A 17,992-nucleotide genomic window follows, 5' to 3' on the forward strand; every position below is an offset into this window, starting at 1 on the left:
ACTATGTCGTCATGTATTTAGTTTAGTTATTTCGGGCTTGGTTGGTTAGCTCAACCAGCGCTTTACGTACCTCTAACGGGCTGTTGCACTGGGTTTTAAAGTTAATAAAGTAATTACGCTTTTGGTTTTGTATATAAAAACCAGTGGGTAATAGGCCGCTCATTATTGGGGTGTTATCGGCTACGCCGTAGTGCTGCATTAATATGAGCGACATAGCATCTTGGTGATCTTCATTCATATGGTTAATCATGCTTTGCTGTTGGCTTTCATCCCAGTTTTTTGCCTCGCCCTGCCAATCGATTTGTTCAAGCCAAAATATTTTGCCAAAGCCGCCAATGTAACGCACTCGCACTACGTCTAATTGCCATAACTGAAAGTCGTGCGCATTGCGATAGCTAGCGGCTTCGGGGTATAGGGCAATATAGTTATCAAGTAAAGTGTGTGCTTGCTCACTTGGCACAATAGAGCCATCGCCTACGAGTGTTACGCGGCCGTGCTCGTTTTGATCGCCGTAGTCGGCGGCATCATATACAGTTAGGCTCATACGAGAGTCGTGCTTTAGATTTTTAGTGTGCTGGGCTATATCGCTAATAAAAAAGTAAACACGGCCTTGTTCGTCGCACATATAGGGGGTTACTGAGCCAAACGGGTAGCCGCGTAAATTATTAGAAATAGTCGACATAACACCGGCATTGGTTTTGTAAACCAAGGTGCGTGCATCGTTTAATGCTTGCTCTCTCATAAAAACTCCTGACGTTGAGAAAAAACCATGGGTGCATCGTTATAAGGATGAGGATTTACGTGCAGTTTCATGGCGTACATTTGTTGTAAATTTTGTTCAGTTAATACGGTGTTTATAGGCCCACTTTGCAGCACTTTTTTGTTGTGCAGTAAAATAGCGTCGGTTGCATAAAGGCTGGCCAAATTTAGATCGTGTATTGCAATAATGGCGCTGTTACCCTGCCCTACAAACGCTTTAACGCAGCTGAGCAAAGCATGTTGATGGCGCATATCAAGTGCTGATGTAGGTTCGTCGAGCAGCATTAGTTTTGGCTCGGCCGATTGTGTAAAAGCGTTTAGCTGCGCTAAAGTACGCGCCATATGCACTCGTTGTTGCTCTCCGCCCGAAAGCGCACTTACGCGGCGATTTAAATACTGGTTTAAATCCATAATAGCGGCGTATTTATGTACTTTTTCGCTTTGCATTTTTAATGACTCTAGATATGGGTAGCGGCCCATTGCAATAAGCTCAAATACAGTAAAATCAAACCCTACGTGGTTAGCTTGCATCATAACTGCGCGCTGTGTGGCTAGGCTTTTTTTAGCGTGAGCAGCCAGCGGCTTAGCATTAAAAAGTACACTGCCAGTAAAGGCATGCATACCAGCTAAGGTATGCAGCAAGGTAGATTTACCTGCGCCATTTTCACCAAGTAGTGCTACAAGTTGCCCTTGTTTAGCGCTGCCATTAATAGCGTTTAAAACGCTGTGATTATCAAAGCCAACGCTTAGATTGTTAAACGTGATCATGACCAACCTCGCTTATTTTTCACTATTAAATAAATAAACAATGGCGCACCCAATAATGCAGTAATAATGCCAATGGGTAGCTCTGATGGCATGATCACAATGCGTGCTAGCCAGTCAGAAAGTAGCAATACCACTACGCCAATTAGCATACAAAGCGGCAGCATATTACGTAAATGCGGCCCCACCATTAAGCGGGCAATATGCGGGACTACCAATCCAACAAACCCTATTAAGCCGGTAAGTGCCACAACCGCCCCTACTCCTAGTGCAACAAGTATAATTACATATAGTTTGAGCTTGTTGGTGTCTACCCCTAGGTACTGAGCTTGTGACTCGCCAATAAGGAGTAAGTTCATGGGCTCTTTTAACCGCCACAGGCCAATTAGGCTGATAAACAGTAACGGCGCAGCTTGAATAATCGTGCTCCAGCTTGCTCCGCCTAATGAGCCCATGGTCCAGTAATTTATTAATCGTAATGCACTGTCATCGGCAAAAAAGCTCAGTAGCCCAATAACCGCAAAGGCTAATGCGTTAATAGCAACCCCCACCAATATAAGTGTGGTGATATTAATTTGCCCTTGCTGCTTGGCAATAAAATATACCAGCGAGGTAACACCAAGCGCCCCTAAAAACGACGCATAAGGTAAATACAACTGCGCGTTAAAATTAAACTGCGCGCTAAGTGCTATAAACGCCACAGCAACCATAGCCGCACCTGCACTAATGCCAATAATAGATGGGTCGGCCAATGGGTTGCGGCACAGCGCTTGCGTTGACGCGCCTGTTTGGGCAAGCACCAACCCTACAAGCACTGCAAGGACAAAGCGTGGCAAACGTATTTGCATTACGACATTTATTTGCAGCGCATCAAACTGATTAAATCGCTCGGGCGCAAGCCAAGCAATGGCTAAACGCCAATCCCACCCTGCTGGCCCGTACCCCATGCTAAGTAGCGCCAAAGCAAAAATACACACAGAGGCTAATAGCATCCATTTATGGGTTTGGCTAAGTGTTACAGGGTTAAAACGGCTCAATGTTAGGGTGTTCATAAGCGGGTTTTATACTCGTTAAGCTCATTAATTGCTGTGGCTATACGCGGCGACATGCCAAGCGAAAGTAGGCTATCCATTACAAGTAAGTTACAGGTTTGCGCCGCTTTTAATAAGTGTAGTGTAGGTTGCTCACAAAAAGCCTGCTTACCGCCAAGGCTTTGTACAACGTGGGCTGGGGCTACTAAAAAGTCGGGCTGATTTATAGCCAGTACTTCACTATTTATTGCTTTAAAGCCTGAATGCGTAGCGCCTATATTAGTAATGCCTGCATAGCTAAATAATAAATTAGGGACGGTTTCTTGCCCTGCGGCAACAAGCCCGCGCTCATTAGCTGAGAGTAAAAATAGCGCGCTGTGTGTTTGCGCTTTTGCTTTTTCAGGTAACGATTTTGTAATGTGCGTAATAAGTGTTTGTGCTTTTTGCTTAGCGTTTAAATCGTCACCTAAGCGTTTTATTAGCTCAAGTAGCTCGTTAACTGAGGTCGGCTTTTTATAATGAATTAGCTTAACTCCTGTTGCCTCAATTTGCTTAAGTGCTTGGCTTCGCCCTGCGCCTTCAAGCGCTAACAAGCTGGTTGGACGCATTGAAAGTACGCCTTCTGCAGCTAAATCGCGATAATAGCCCACTTGCGGTAATTGCGTGGCTTGGTGCGGGTACATGCTCGATTGATCAACAGCTACAAGGGTATTTTGTTTGCCTAGCGCATAAATTATTTCAGTAAGGGTGCCGCCAGCGCTAATAACGCGCTCTTGTGCAAGTGCAGATTGGGCCATTAAAGCAAACAATATAAATAGGTATTTCATTACACACTCCGGTTTTATTTTTTGGCTATTATAACCAGTTAAATCTAAATGAAAATGATTATCATAATTAATTGATCTTGTTTTGACTTAGTTGTAACATCTTCGCCATAAATAATAACTATTATCATTTGGAGTTAAAATGAATCCCTCTGCGTTTAGAGTTACTGCTATAGCAACCTTACTACTCGGCTCGGGCACTGCCATTGCCGAAAACATAATTGACGATCATATTGTTGTAAGTGGCTCGCGCTTTGAGCAAAAACTTAAAGATGTAACAGGCTCAGTCACTGTTATTACCGAGCAAGACATAGAGCGTCAGCTAGCTGTAGATTTACAAACCATGTTTAAGTACGACCCAAGCATTGCAACGACAGGCAGTGGCGCAGGCGCGCAAACACTTACAGTACGTGGTGTTGGTGGTAACCGGGTTGTATTTATAAAAGATGGCCGACGCACCAACGATGGTTATGCAGGTGGAGGGGGCTATTTAGTTGGCCGTAATTATTTTGACGTAGCAGGTGTAAAACAAGTAGAAGTAGCCAAAGGTGCTGCATCGTCATTATATGGCTCTGATGCACTTGGTGGCATTGTGGTTATAACCACTAAAGATCCTAGTGATTATTTAAAAAATAACAGCAGCTTTGTAAAAATGGCGCTTGGGTATCAAGGTCAAAGTAATCAAGTTGCCGCCGATATTACTGCGGCAAAAGACTTAGGCGACTTTGCAGTAAGCGCCGTGTATAGCCACCGTGATAGCGAAGAAGTACAAAACTATGACGAAAACCTACCCGGTTATGATGCTAAGTCGGATGCTTTATTAGTTAAATTTGAGCAACAGCTTGATGAAAAACGCACACTTAAATACACCCTTGATTACTTTAATCAAACAACTGAGCAAGTAATAACCCCCGCTGTTCAAGAAACCGAAGAAGATGACACGAGTTGGTCACTGGCGCTCGATTACCATTCAGAAGTAGCAACCGCCGCGTTTGATAAATGGTATGGGCAAGTGTCTTACAGTAGTTACGAGCAACAAAGCGATCAAATTAGTGGCGCAAGCACCTACACCGATTATAACGACTATCGTTTTGAGCAAAATATTTTAGGTTTAAAAGCGGTATTTAATAAAGGGTTTAACGCAGAAAGTGCCGATCATGAAGTGGTATACGGGATTGATATAGACTTATACGACACCACCCGCCCACGTTTTAAAACACGTATTTTAGCCGATGGCACCGTTGATTTTACCGATCAAAAACAAAAAGCATTCCCAGGGGCTGATACCTCTTTAATTGGCGCTTATGTACAAGACAGTATTTCGTTTAATAACAGCGCGTGGTCGGTTATTGCAGGTATGCGATATGATTACTACACCCTAGAGGCTAAAAATGATGAGCTATACGCCGATGCGCAGCTTGGTGATATTACCGAATCTGCTTTTTCGCCTAAGCTAGGTGCTATATACCAAGTGGATGATAACTTGTCGTTGTACGGGCAATACGTACGAGGCTTTAAAATACCACCACACGACCAAGCCTATCAAAGCCACGGCGTTGAACCGTTTTATCAAATATTACCAAACGCCGGTTTAGACCCTGAAAGCAGTGATTCGTTTGAGCTTGGGCTAAGATACGCCAGCAGCGATATTAGCGTAAATTTAAGTGCTTTTTATGCAGCCTACGATGACTTTATAGAAACCGCCGTAGTGGGTGTTGAGCCAACGTTTATTCCTAGCGTAAACAAAACGCTGTACCAATATCAAAATATTAGCGAAACACAAATAAGCGGTATTGAAGCAGGAATTGCTATGTATGTCGCTGAAAATATACTACTAGAGGCAAACGTGGCTTACGTTGATGGTGAAAACAAAGAAACCGATCAGCCACTTACCAGCATTAGCCCGTTAAACGGCTCAATATTGTTAAGTACAGAACTCGGTAATATTAACTGGACCGCTGCATGGCGTTTAGCTAAATCGCAATCGGATGTGGTGCTTGATGCAAACGGCGATAAAACAACACAAGGGCATGGCTATGGCATTGTTGATTTATACGCAAATTACGAGTGGCAAGCGTGGCAGCTAAATGTAGGTGTACTTAACTTGCTTGATAAAGAATATGTACCTTTTGAGTTGATTGCAGGTCAATCACAAGGTGCTGATTTTAGCCAATACACCCAACCTGGGCGTAACTTTTCAGCCAAAATAAGCTATGAGTTTTAATTAGCTCCTAGAAAATTAAATAGCAACAAACGCTGCATGAAGCTGCAGCGTTTGTTGAGTTTATTTTTTGATATTTATAAATGACACCCATATTAATTTTTTAGTAAAGCGAGTTGCCTAGATTCTAATTGGAAGTGCATTAATAGAGGTGGTACAAAGTAGCTAGACGTTGGCATATTTACCAAATTTCGTGATTGATGATTTAGGGCTTAAAAAATTAACTGTAAAGGGGGTTAACAGTCGCTACAGCGAAGACATAGTAATGATTTACAAACCATCAAAAGCTGATGGCTGGCTTAATAAACTCATGCACTCTTTGTAGAGAATTTATCAATTTAAGTTCAATGCAAAGTATTACTTAGCTAAGCAGTGGTTAGCTAATATCAGCAGCAACAATGCACTGATTACGGCCATGTTCTTTTGCGTGGGAAAGTGCTTTGTCAGCACATTTGTAAACTTGGTCTATGTATTTACTGTACTCAGGACTAAAAACATCAAACTAAGTGTATAAAAAAGGCCAGATGCGAACGCTACTGGCCTTTCATTAAAACCGTCATGTGCTTAGAGTTGACGGATGTTATTTAAACTTATTTACTAACGTTTTTGCGACGTCTATTAAACCATACTAATGGAGTAAGTAATAAAGCTATAAAGCCAAAACTACCACCACCGCTAGATTTTGATTCTGTTACAGGCACAGTTGCTACCGCTTCATTTTTTACCATTACAGTACTTTGTTGAGTCACAGTTGTTACACCATCACTTACGGCAACTTCAAAAACAAGCTCTTCATCTGCAGTAATAGCTGCAGGTGTGAAGCTCAAAGTTGCTGTATCAGTACCTGTGAGCGTAGCAGCACTACCGCTAACCTGAGTCCAAGCATAAGTTAGTGTTTGACCATTGCGATCTGACGCTGTTGCTGTAATTGTTCCTGTAGCCGATTCAGTAATTTCCGCAGATACACTTTCGATTAAAACAAGTGGAGCTGCGTTATCACATGCTAGTGAATCACCCGCGACAAGCTCAGAAAATACAGGAGATAAAACGTTAGACATAGTTAGGTTATCAATCCACCAACCTAAATCATCAACTGCGCCATCTGATGAGATTCTAAAGCGTACTTTTACTAAGTTGCCGTTTAGAGCATCACCAAAATTGATAGTTTCATAATTACCATACGCGCCACTATCTTGTACGTTATTACCTGTGTATGTTTCACGTTCTTGAAGCTCTTGAGAATCGTTTTCGATTAGAACAGCGTCATAGCCAACATCAAATGTGCCGCCAATTTCAGTGGCATCAACCCAGTCACCGCCATTAACACTAACTTCTACAACACCACCATCCCAGTTTTGCTCAATACTATAGAAATGCCAAAACGAGATTTCAAAGTCGCCTGAGTAACCAACTTCGAATGGCTTACTCTCTATTGCTACATCTGATTGAAAGCCATTATTTACAAGGCGCATTGCCTGTGTGCCTAGCTCAAACCCACCTTGTTCAAAGAAGGCAATATTACCACTATTATCCATAACCTGAGTGCCAACAGCTAAGTCACCGCCAAACATTACGTTTTCTTTTAAATCTAATAGTGATGAACTTGCTACTTCCATATCATCTGAAACTACAGCTCCAACAGGCATTTCTGACTTAAAGCCCATATTTACTTCAAACGTAAGTGTTTGATCAAGTGCTTCAACGATATCATCGTCCGTTTCAATTTCAGGGAATGTGACTTCAATTTCTAGTGTTTCAGCTGTACCCGCTTCGTTCAAAGTAACTTTAATATCGTTACTAGTTATTGCTTCGTACGGTTGAACTTCACCAAAAGTAAGTAAACCATCATTTTCAAATGTTACATCATGATCGCTTATAACTGTCAGTTGCGCTGTTGTACCACTAAGTACTTCACTACCACGGTTAGTAATTGTTACGCTAACCGTACTCGTTTCGCCTTTATCTAAAATATTGTCGTTAGTACAAAAACCAAGCTCTGTACCATTGTACATGTTGTTTAAGTCAGCACTTGCAAATGCATAGCTAGAAAGCTGTGTTTTATCTGATTCAACCACACCAGTAAGGTCATTACTGAAACGATCTGGCGATACTGCGCCAAGACCCATACCACGTTTAGCAAATGCACCTACCATTAACTTGTAATCAGCAGGGTCTACTGCATAGGCAGCAGCTAAAATAGCATCACGGGCTTCAGTGTAGGTTGGTGCTATAGGTGTTAATTTGTAACCTGCAACTAAGTAATCTGCCATTCGAGTTTGTGCTTCATTAAAGCCATGCTCGTTGATAAGCGCTACGTAGTTTTCCCATAATACAGTTGCCCAAATTTCGCCGGCAGCATGAGGAGAAGCCACGCTTGTTGGTGATATACCAATATCAGCACCAGCATTTTCAGTAATATGGCGGAACGACAATGCATTTACATCTGTATCAGTTGAATAAGGAAGACGACGAATACCGAAGTAGAAGTCTTCTACAAATGTGCCGCTACCATATGCTTTTTGGAACTTATCGTTACCTGTAATATTTATATCGCTTTCTTTAGCGATAAACATTAATGAGTGGAAATCGCCCCAGCCTTCGCCCATTGCGCGGCCTTGGAAGTTAATAAGGCCTGATGAATTACCGACTAAGCGGTTACTAATGTAGTGACCCCATTCATGAGCAATAATACCATTATCAAACGTACCATCTTTTAATGTTGCTTTGGTAAACATGTCTACAGTAACAACTTCACCAGCATCAATTAGGTCATACATTGCATGACCATCAGCGTAATTTAAACCCATATTTGGAATGGTTACGGTATCGTCTTCACCGCCCATTGGTGCCGGTTCTGCCGTATCTGGGTCATTATTAACAACGATAGTTGCTATTGCACCTGCATCTTGTGCATTTTTTACTTTAATCGTAAAAGCACATGAACCACGGTCTACAATTGCAATTTTCCCTGCTAGTTCAGCAGCATTTATAGCAGGCTCACAACCATCATTAATACTTGTTGAATCTACTGTATTTCCATCATCTAAACGAACAACTTCTGCAGCCACATCACTGAATTGGTATTTACCAAAGCCAGATTCTTTTGTTGAAGCTAAAAGGCCTAAAGAGTCATGTGAAGTTACTGTAATACCAAAATCTACACCAACAACGGCATCTTTACTGTTGTACAAGTACATTTGCATACGTGGACTAGCACCATCAGCTGGCGTAGACATATTTGCGTTATTACGACCTGAGTTATCTTGAGCCTGTGCTTCAATCGGGTCACCTTCTACGCCGCCACGACCAAAGTTAGATACCTGCGCTACATTTGACGTTTCATCAAAGCCATGGTCATAGAAAAAATCATGTAAAAAGTTATTCATGTAAAACAAGTTAACAATAGCCGCTTTACGGTTTGCGTAGCTATTTGCGACTTCATCTACTCGATAAGGGTAGTCAAATGTGAAATCTGCTGTTGTTTCAGCAGTAAAGTCACCTTCACTAAAGTCTTGAGGTGCAACCACATCTGCGTAAGCAAATACGTTATTACCTGATGTTGTTGTTGCGTCATCAGCTAACCATGGGTCCATTGTGCTTAGTTTGCTGTAGTAAGATAGAGATACCATTGGCGCGTCTAAAATCTCAGTCTCGTCTACTTGTCCTGGGCCATCTGCAGGAATTACATCACCGTGCGGGCTTTCCATTGGGTAGCCATCTTGGTTAGCGTAAACACGGTAATTGAAGTCAGCTGCATGAGATTTCAAATCTTTCGCAAAATATACTTTGCTGTTATTTGAATCTACTACGTAGCTAAAGTAGTCACTTTCTAAAGAGCCTGCTTCTGCTACTTCTACTTCAATGTAGTAAGCTGATTTAAGCTCGCCTGCAACTTCAAAAAACACTTCTTTTGCACGTGGTGTACCTAAAACAATCTTAGAATCATCTAATGATTTAGCCTCATATTTTGCATATCCACCTTCGTTACCAATTTTACGAAGTGAGACATCAATATTTGCTAATTCACTAAATGCTTTTTTTATACTTTGCTCAGAGCTTACAAAACCAGTTAACGCAGCAAGTTTATTTTTAGATGACGATGTATCAGCAAAATATCCCGAGCTTGCTACTAGGTTGTACTCTTTATCCATTAACAAGTTGTATTCGCGGTTAAAAACTTCAACACCGTTTACTTGTTGTTTGTATTTTGCACTAATAGAACCGCGTTTTTGCTCTGATAAATCAACCATAACAGCAGAAGATGCTGTTGCTTTACGATTACTAATACCTGTTAAAGTTTCAATATAAAAGTCAGCAGCATATTGATTACGGTTATCAGCTGCGATTAAAGCCATGTCAGGCTTACGCTGACCTATTGCTTGCCATAAAAATGTTGCTTTACCCATTTGTGCATCGTAAATAGATTTTTGACCCGATACAGTGGCGCGTTCGGCTAAGGTTTTCTGCTGAACGGCAGCTAAAGAAGCGCCCTGAGTAACTGAATTTGTTGCACTTACATCATAAAATCGAGTTTGTTCAGCGGCCGTTAGTTCACCTGCTGCTAATGTTGATGCTACAACCATGGCAATAGTTGTTAATTTGAATTGAGACATGTATCCACCTGTTTGTATTTATTATGTTTAAACACTTAATGTTTTTAAATTGATTGTTTTATGTAAACATCTAGTTAAGTTGTTAATATACAGACTTGAATAAGGCTGAATAGCTTTAAATTTAAAGAAAAGTAAACAAAGGTAAACGAATGCAAAAAATAATTTTTACAAGTGCAGTGCCAATAATTGCAGTTTTATTACTATCTGCATGTAATAACAGTGAAAAAACAGAGGTTAACAACTCTCAGGCACAACCTAAAACAGCAGAAATCATTATAAAAGAATCATCTAAGAACCAGAAAAGTGACACTATTTTCCCTAAAAAAGAAAGTAGTCAAGGTGTTATTAAAAATGCATCTAAAAGCATAAATTCATCGGGTGATAAACTTATCTTTAACTCTGAGCAGTTATTTAAAGGCGACGTTATTTATAATCAGAACTTAAAACAAAAAGGGGTAGTAACAGGTACTCTTACAATTACATTAAATACCGATTCTGTGCCTGATGAGTTAAAAAATAATTATGAGTTAGTCAAGTCAACAGCTCACAATTACACATTACTTGTTGAAAAGGATGTTGATATTGCACAATTGTCTAGTGCTCTAAACAGCTATAAATCAGTGACCAATGTAGAAATTGCAATTAACTATTCACCTATCGAAACACACTTTTAATCAGCAACAATGCACTGATTACGGCCATGTTCTTTTGCATGGTAAAGTGCTTTGTCAGCACACTTGTAAACTTGGTCTATGTCGTTACTGTGCTCAGGCCAAGTTGCAATCCCAATTGAAATTGTTATAAAGCCGATAGTTTCCATATTTGTAGACTCAACAGTTTTACGTAGTCGCTCTGCTATTTTGAGCGCACTTTGGCTGTTTTCATTAGGCAAGACAAGTACAAATTCTTCACCACCTATACGTGCTACGATATCGTCTTTTCGAGATAATTTTTTGATAATATCAGTAAGCGATTTAAGAGCTTCATCTCCTTTATCATGGCCAAAGGTATCGTTAACTCGCTTAAAGAAATCGATGTCTATCTCTAAAATAGCAAATGGAGTTTGCTTAAACATCAATTGGTTTAATAAACCGTTTAAACTCCTACGGTTATGAGTATCAGTTAGGGGATCTGTTTGCGCATCATGACGAAGCTGACCTATCTGCATTTGCAAAGTATTAACTCCATTGAGCATTGCAATTTTTAGTCTTTGGCTTTCAAAGTACCAAGATTTAACACTTTTTAGCTCTTCAATACTTGTTGGATCGTCAAGTGTATTTGCTTTGTCTGCTAGTTGTTTTAAAGGCCTGGAAATAAAGTGAGCAAAAAAACCGATTAAAAGAAACGTAATAACAGCCATCGGTAATGTACGTTTTATTACTTCAGTTATGAGTAAATCAAGTGACGAAAGCGTTGCTCTTACAGGGCGCTGAGCGACAATTACCCATTTTGCTTTAGGCACGGAGGAAAAGCCTGCTAGCATTTCTATCTCTTGGCTATTTTTAACAATAGAAGTACCGCTTTGGCCTGTAATCATATTATTAGTGATTGAATTATTTGTGACGACTGTCCCTATTAGTGCCTGATCTGGGTGATAGAGAATTCGCCTACTGGCATCGACCACATAAATATATGTTCCACCCTCATAATAATGCTGCTCTAACAAGCTATTTAAAATATTACGCTCCTTTAGATAAAGGGAGCCACCAATATAACCAAGGTAATCTCCACTTTGATCAAACAAAGGATGAGAAATAAAAACAATAAAGTTCCCAGCAGCTGACATATAAGGCGCGCTGATTAATGGTCTTTTTTCTTGTAGCGCTTGTACAGCGCCAGGTGAGTGGATTGATTCACCAATAAGTTGCGGAAATTTAGGAGAGGTTGCGACAACAACACTATGCTTATTAATTACAACCGAGTTAAAGCTATTCGTTTGTAAGTGTAAGCGGGTCGCTTCTTGGTTTAATAAATCTTCATCATCAACTCTTTGCTCTATTTTTTTAGCTGAATAGGCCAGTTGTTGCATTGCGGATTCTAAAAAATTATCTGTTGCTGATGCCAGTTTATTGGCATAAGCATAGTTACTTTTTAGCGTGTAAGCCGTTAACTGCTCCTTTTGTACTTGGTAGGTAGAATAAAAGCTACTTACTAAAGTACTAATAGAAGCCGTAATAGCTAAAAGCAAAATCAGAAATCGAAGATTTAAAGCCGTTAATAATTTTTTTCGCAAACGTATGCCATCCTAAGTACAGGTATTCAGTACCCGAACCTATAATTGTATATAAAGCCCGCAATTATACCCTCTTGAAAATTTATTATCTAATATTAACAAAGCCACAAAAAATATAACTAAATATAACTTTTCGCTAATAGCAAAATTATAAATTTTCTTTAACTTTTACAATACGTTATTGGTTCCTCTGCAAAAAATCCTTCTTTTGCAGTTACCTCAAAAAGTAGTTAAGCTGCTTACACTTATCTACTTTTTAGCTTTGGAGTGTGTTTTGCTAAATAAGTGTATTGTATCGTCTATCGTTTTTTTATCTGGGTGCTTAATGCCATTACAATCCTCGCTTGCTAAACCCGTGCTTTCTCTTGAACAACAACTTGGGCAAAAGCTAATACTCGACTTTCGTTACTTCTGCCAGCAAGGAGTAAGTAATAAATGCCGAACTCCAATGACCGAGTTACCTAATGAACTCGCTACCGCTATTGCAAAATACGATATTGGTGGGGTAATTTTATTTTCTGAAAACACTCAATCGATAGAGCAAACAATTACGCTTAATAGCCAATTGCAGTCGGCAGCAAGTAAGTCTAGTAGTAAGCTGCCGCTATTTATATCAATAGATCAAGAAGGCGGACGTGTAGCGCGTTTGCCACGCGATGTTGCCACCTCATTTACCGGTAATATGTCGATTGGCGCAACCTACAAAAAACACGGTATAAGCTTTGCGACAAAAACAGCAACAGTTATAGCTAAAGAACTAAACTCGCTGGGTATAAATGTAAACTACGCGCCCACGGTTGATGTAAACATGAACCCCGACAACCCAGTTATTAACGTACGCTCGTTTGGTGAAAACCCAGCATTAGTGAGTAAATTGGGCGCCGCACAGGTTGCAGGATTTGAAAGCAATGGCGTGATTACCTCGTTAAAGCACTTTCCGGGTCACGGCGATACAAACGTAGATAGCCATACAGGTTTGCCTAAAGTAAACCATGCAAAAGAAGTTATTTACGAGCAAGACCTAGCACCGTTTAAACACATTATCGCCAAGCAAAACCCAGGTATGATAATGACGGCGCATATTCAATACCCAGCGCTTGATAGCACAACGTTTATAAGTGTTAATGGCAAAACGATGATAAAACCGGCAACAATGTCGCGCGCAATCATTACTGACATTTTACGTGGCGAGCTTAATTACCAAGGAGTTGTAGTAACTGATGCGCTTGATATGGCTGGTATTAGTAACTTCTTCACGCCAACTCAAGCGGTAATAAATACATTTGCCGCTGGAGCTGACATTGCCCTAATGCCTATTGAAATTAGAACACCAGATGATTTAAATAAACTCGATGATCTTATTAAAGATCTTGTTGCAGCGGTTAAATCAAATCAACTTGATGAGCAAGAAATAGCACAATCGGCACAGCGTATAATTACACTTAAAAATAAATTTAGATTAAGCACTAATTTTGACCCTATTACCGCGCTCATAAATGCAAAGCAAACAATTGGCAGTGCAGCACATCGCGAAATAGAAGCGCAGCTTGCTGTAGAGGCAATAACGCAGGTTAAAAATAATAACAGTACTTTGCCGCTTAATTTAAAAGCAGGAAGTAATATTCATATTATTATGCCCGACACGCGTAAATGTATGGCAATGCAGCAAGCAATTGAAGCTATCAGCCAGCAAAAACTTAACTATAGCTGTAGTAGTTTACAAGGGTTTAATCCAGCACATGCAAAAGCACAAATACAGGCTGCTGATGTAGTTATCGCCGGTAATGCAACGCCTAATCAAAGTGCGGTCGAAATTGGCGGTATGGATGATTTAATAGATGATTCAAATTTTGCACTTAATAATGCAGAGCAGCCAAAAGCACTTGAGTCATTATTAAAAGTGGCAAAGCAGAGTAATAAAAGCACTGTATTTATAAGCCTAAGAGCACCTTATGACATTGCTAAATTTGGCGATTATGCAAATGCCGTACTTGCATCGTATGCATATAATATTGATGTAGATAAAAACGATATTGTGTCTGGTCCTGCTTTTACCGCACTTGCAAAAGTGTTACTAGGAGAAGCAACGGCTAACGGTGTATTACCTGTCACAATAAAACCGCAAAAGGCGCACTAATATGAAGCTCAATTGTGATTTAGGCGAAAGCTTTGGCGCATGGAAAATGGGGCTAGACGATGACGTTATGCCACATATTGATATGGCAAATATTGCGTGTGGGTTTCATGCAGGTGATGCCGACGTAATGGCAAACACTCTTGTACTTGCCAAGCAACATAACGTACAAATTGGTGCTCACCCAAGCTACCCAGACAAGCAGGGCTTTGGTAGGCGCTCAATGGTACTTAGCGAAAAAGAGCTTACAAATTGCCTGCATTATCAAATAGCCGCTATTGAGGGGATGGCAAAAGTACAAGGTTTAACACTTTGCTATGTAAAACCCCATGGCGCACTTTATAACGACATGATTGCAAATGATAAAATATTACAAACCGTTATAAATGCAATTGCCAGCTACCCAATAGATTTAAAGCTAATGATTTTAGCGACTAAAAATGCCAATAAGCACATTCAAATAGCTAAAGATTCAGGAGTTGATCTAATACTTGAGGCATTCGCCGATAGGCAGTACACCGACGACGGGCATTTAGTGTCACGAACACTTGAGGGTAGCGTTCACAATAAAGCTGCATTACTAAAACAAGTAACTCAGCTTTTATCCGATGGCAGCGTGACAACACGAACTGGAAAAAAACTAACGCTCAACGCCCATAGCTTATGCGTACATGGCGACAACGCTGATGGCATAGCGCTTATAAAAGACATAAAAGCCCTGTGTAACTCAGCTAACTAAACACTTTTACACAACCACAAATAGAAGCTGTAAACCCCCTTTACAGCTTTAACTCATAGATTTAAATAAGAGCTTCATCGCATCCTACTGTTAATTTAATAATCCCTAACATATAACTACTTAGCAAATTAAAAAAAGTAACAACAGGGATAAAAATGAAAAAGCTTTTAACACTTAGCCTCATCTTAGGCTGTAGCAATTTAGCCTACGCTGAAACAAATACACTACAACTGCAAGACGTGTTTAATTTAGAATATGCTAATCAAATAGATATAACCGAAGACGGTAAAACTGTTTATTTTGTGCGTAACCGCATGGATATAAAAACAGATCGCAAAGTTGGTAATATTTGGTCTGTTGATTACAAAACCAAACAAATGCAGCCGCTAACCTCTGGCGTGCATATGGATTATTCGCCAGTACTCTCTCCTGATGGTCAACGCCTTGCGTTTATATCAACCCGCGATGGCAGCAGCCAAATATATATTAAATGGCTTAAAACAGGTGCTATGGCAAAAATTAGTAACTTAACGAGTAGTCCACGTTCGATTACATGGAGCCCTGATTCTAACCAATTAATATTTAGCATGTTTGTCCCAAGCGCTAATTCAGCGCCAGTGAGCTTACCAGGTAAACCAAAAGGCGCAACCTGGGCAAAGCCCGCCAAATTTATTGATGATGTGTATTACCGTTCAGATGGTGGCGGTTACACACAAAAAGGTTTTAGCCAATTATTTTCCATAGATGCTAACGGAGGTAATGCTAAACAACTCACTCATGATGAGTTTGATAACGCGGGCGATGTAAGTTTTAGTAAAGACGGTAAATCACTTTATTTTTCTGCGAACAGGCACACAAACAACCAGCTAAAACCCACAAATAGTGAAATTTATAAACTCGATTTGGCCTCGCAAAATATAACTGAAATTACTGATCGAAATGGTCCTGATGAGCAGCCTAAAGTATCGCCCGATGGTCGTTACTTAGCGTACACAGGTTATGACGATAAACGCACCAACTACGAAAATGCTCAACTTTACATTCGTGATTTAAAAACAGGTAACACAACTAGCTTAACGCCAAATTTTGATAGAAGCGTAGGTCAAATAAAATGGAGTGCCAATTCAAAAGGTGTGTACTTTAGTTACGCCGATAAAGGTCAAACCGCCCTCGCCTACCAACCACGCAGTGGCAAGCGTAAAATAATAACAACTCAAATTGGCAGCGTTGCCTTTGGACGCCCTTATTCTGGTGGCGACTTTGATGTAAGCGAAGATGGCGAGGTAGCCTTTACCCTTGCCGATACCCAGCGCCCTGCTGATATAGCAACAATTAAACGCGGTAAAGTGCAGCGTTTAACTACCCTTAATGCAGATGCATTGGGCGACAAAGCTTTGGCTAAAGTGGAAGAAATTTGGATTAAATCAAGTCACGATGAGCTACCAATCCAAGGTTGGGTTGCTTACCCACCAGAATTTGATAGCAGCAAAAAATATCCGCTAATACTAGAAATACACGGCGGTCCTGTCGCTAATTATGGCCCGCACTTTAGCGCTGAAATTCAACTGTTTGCAGCCAAAGGTAATGTCGTTTTATACATGAACCCACGTGGTAGTGATTCCTATGGTAAAGAGTTTGCACAAACTATTCATCATAATTACCCAAGTAACGATTTTGATGACTTAATGACAGGTGTTGATGCGCTAATAGCGAAAGGCTTTATTGACGAGTCTAAATTGTTTGTAACCGGTGGCTCTGGTGGCGGTGTATTAACTGCATGGATTGTGGGTCATACAGATCGCTTTGCTGCAGCTGTAGTTGCTAAGCCTGTTATCAATTGGATCAGTTTTGTACTAACAGCAGATTTTTACCCGTTTTTTGCTGATTACTGGTTTCCGGGTAAACCGTGGGATCACATCGAGCATTACATGAAGCGCTCGCCTATTAGTTATGTTGGAAACGTTAAAACTCCTACTATGTTGCTCACTGGGGAATCTGACTACCGTACACCAATTTCAGAAACTGAACAGTTTTATCAGGCATTAAAACTACAAGGCGTTGATACTGCAATGGTGCGCATTCCTAATGCATCGCATGGTATTACAGCTCGCCCATCAAACTTAATGACCAAAGTTGCTTATATTCAATGGTGGTTTGATAAACACACTAAATAACCTAAAATTAGTATAATATTTATAGCTCAAATAAAAGCCACTTTAAATAAGTGGCTTTTGTATTTATCGCCGTAGTATTCAAACTGTAAACCCCCTTTACACTTCTGTGACAGTTAAATATCGGACTTAGCTAAAACTTCAGTTAGTAAAATTTCGGTTTATAGCATTTTTTGCAACTTGAGTTGGTAAAAAATCGGTTTGAGTCACTGTTTATAGCCTATCAGTTAGTAAAATTTTGTTTTATCGTACGGAGAAGTTAGTAAAAAATCGGTTTATAAATTCGCTAAGTTTGTCTATTAAAGCAAAAATCAGTCACTTACCTGCCTTTTAAAGTTGTTGTAAACGCTTTTTACAGCAAAATCATCCCAAATATGCCGCTTTATGAAAGGTTAGTTAAACTCTGATCTGTAAATTCACTCAGGTAGTTAAATAGTGATCCAACATGATTTGGCAAGGGCGTGTTGAACTTTGGTTGGTTAATTTGCAGCAGTATGTTTGG

The 17,992-nt window shown here is 40.2% G+C and carries 11 protein-coding genes; 5 read left to right on the plus strand and 6 right to left on the minus strand.

Going from position 1 to position 17,992, the window contains the following annotated elements:
* Positions 1-22: 22 nt before the first annotated feature.
* The 4 genes from H5115_RS00970 to H5115_RS00985 are packed head-to-tail and all read right to left on the minus strand — an operon-like array spanning position 23 to position 3,382.
* Positions 23-742 carry a HugZ family protein gene (locus H5115_RS00970; protein ID WP_182753150.1) on the minus strand — a complete coding sequence of 240 codons (720 nt, stop codon included), beginning with the start codon at positions 740-742 and terminating at the stop codon, positions 23-25.
* Complete coding sequence (locus tag H5115_RS00975) at positions 739-1,527, minus strand: heme ABC transporter ATP-binding protein (protein WP_182753152.1); 789 nt, start codon at positions 1,525-1,527, stop codon at positions 739-741. The genes H5115_RS00970 and H5115_RS00975 overlap by 4 nt, the downstream gene beginning before the upstream one ends.
* Positions 1,524-2,576, minus strand: a complete 1,053-nt coding sequence (locus tag H5115_RS00980; RefSeq protein WP_182753154.1) for an iron ABC transporter permease — start codon at positions 2,574-2,576, stop codon at positions 1,524-1,526. The genes H5115_RS00975 and H5115_RS00980 overlap by 4 nt, the downstream gene beginning before the upstream one ends.
* Complete coding sequence (locus H5115_RS00985) at positions 2,573-3,382, minus strand: hemin ABC transporter substrate-binding protein (protein ID WP_182681908.1); 810 nt, start codon at positions 3,380-3,382, stop codon at positions 2,573-2,575. The genes H5115_RS00980 and H5115_RS00985 overlap by 4 nt, the downstream gene beginning before the upstream one ends.
* Positions 3,383-3,521: 139 nt before the next feature.
* Here H5115_RS00985 and H5115_RS00990 point away from each other — a divergent pair, with 139 nt between their 5' ends.
* Positions 3,522-5,603, plus strand: a complete 2,082-nt coding sequence (locus H5115_RS00990) for a TonB-dependent hemoglobin/transferrin/lactoferrin family receptor (protein WP_182753156.1) — start codon at positions 3,522-3,524, stop codon at positions 5,601-5,603.
* 587 nt (positions 5,604-6,190) lie between these two features.
* Here the strand turns inward: H5115_RS00990 and H5115_RS00995 are convergent.
* On the minus strand, positions 6,191-10,213 hold the full coding sequence (locus H5115_RS00995) for a rhombosortase-dependent M36 family metallopeptidase (RefSeq protein WP_182753158.1): 4,023 nt from the start codon (positions 10,211-10,213) through the stop codon (positions 6,191-6,193).
* Between the two features lie 149 nt (positions 10,214-10,362).
* Here H5115_RS00995 and H5115_RS01000 point away from each other — a divergent pair, with 149 nt between their 5' ends.
* Positions 10,363-10,887, plus strand: a complete 525-nt coding sequence (locus H5115_RS01000; protein WP_182753160.1) for a hypothetical protein — start codon at positions 10,363-10,365, stop codon at positions 10,885-10,887.
* On the opposite strand, the gene H5115_RS01005 is transcribed toward H5115_RS01000, so the two are convergent.
* Positions 10,884-12,401, minus strand: coding sequence for a sensor domain-containing diguanylate cyclase (locus tag H5115_RS01005; RefSeq protein ID WP_154902983.1), 1,518 nt, complete (start codon positions 12,399-12,401; stop codon positions 10,884-10,886). The genes H5115_RS01000 and H5115_RS01005 overlap by 4 nt on opposite strands.
* 370 nt (positions 12,402-12,771) lie before the next feature.
* Here H5115_RS01005 and H5115_RS01010 point away from each other — a divergent pair, with 370 nt between their 5' ends.
* From H5115_RS01010 to H5115_RS01020, 3 genes are all read left to right on the plus strand, one after another.
* Positions 12,772-14,583, plus strand: coding sequence for a glycoside hydrolase family 3 protein (locus tag H5115_RS01010; RefSeq protein WP_182753162.1), 1,812 nt, complete (start codon positions 12,772-12,774; stop codon positions 14,581-14,583).
* Position 14,584: 1 nt separating this feature from the next.
* Positions 14,585-15,319 (plus strand): 5-oxoprolinase subunit PxpA, encoded by a 735-nt coding sequence (locus H5115_RS01015; RefSeq protein WP_182753164.1) that lies wholly within the window; start codon positions 14,585-14,587, stop codon positions 15,317-15,319.
* A 155-nt stretch (positions 15,320-15,474) separates the two neighbouring features.
* Positions 15,475-17,493 carry a S9 family peptidase gene (locus H5115_RS01020; protein ID WP_182753166.1) on the plus strand — a complete coding sequence of 673 codons (2,019 nt, stop codon included), beginning with the start codon at positions 15,475-15,477 and terminating at the stop codon, positions 17,491-17,493.
* Positions 17,494-17,992: the final 499 nt, after the last annotated feature.

Origin of the sequence: Pseudoalteromonas sp. SR44-2, from assembly GCF_014163745.1 — a bacterium.
In the GTDB taxonomy this organism is placed as follows: Bacteria; Pseudomonadota; Gammaproteobacteria; order Enterobacterales; family Alteromonadaceae; genus Pseudoalteromonas; species Pseudoalteromonas distincta.

Bases quoted from the DNA above. Each gene is read 5' to 3' on its own strand.
- H5115_RS00970 (WP_182753150.1), bottom strand. From the start codon at position 742: ATGAGAGAGCAAGCATTAAACGATGCACGCACCTTGGTTTACAAAACC.
- H5115_RS00975 (WP_182753152.1), bottom strand. From the start codon at position 1,527: ATGATCACGTTTAACAATCTAAGCGTTGGCTTTGATAATCACAGCGTT.
- H5115_RS00980 (WP_182753154.1), bottom strand. From the start codon at position 2,576: ATGAACACCCTAACATTGAGCCGTTTTAACCCTGTAACACTTAGCCAA.
- H5115_RS00985 (WP_182681908.1), bottom strand. From the start codon at position 3,382: ATGAAATACCTATTTATATTGTTTGCTTTAATGGCCCAATCTGCACTT.
- H5115_RS00990 (WP_182753156.1), top strand. From the start codon at position 3,522: ATGAATCCCTCTGCGTTTAGAGTTACTGCTATAGCAACCTTACTACTC.
- H5115_RS00995 (WP_182753158.1), bottom strand. From the start codon at position 10,213: ATGTCTCAATTCAAATTAACAACTATTGCCATGGTTGTAGCATCAACA.
- H5115_RS01000 (WP_182753160.1), top strand. From the start codon at position 10,363: ATGCAAAAAATAATTTTTACAAGTGCAGTGCCAATAATTGCAGTTTTA.
- H5115_RS01010 (WP_182753162.1), top strand. From the start codon at position 12,772: ATGCCATTACAATCCTCGCTTGCTAAACCCGTGCTTTCTCTTGAACAA.
- H5115_RS01015 (WP_182753164.1), top strand. From the start codon at position 14,585: ATGAAGCTCAATTGTGATTTAGGCGAAAGCTTTGGCGCATGGAAAATG.
- H5115_RS01020 (WP_182753166.1), top strand. From the start codon at position 15,475: ATGAAAAAGCTTTTAACACTTAGCCTCATCTTAGGCTGTAGCAATTTA.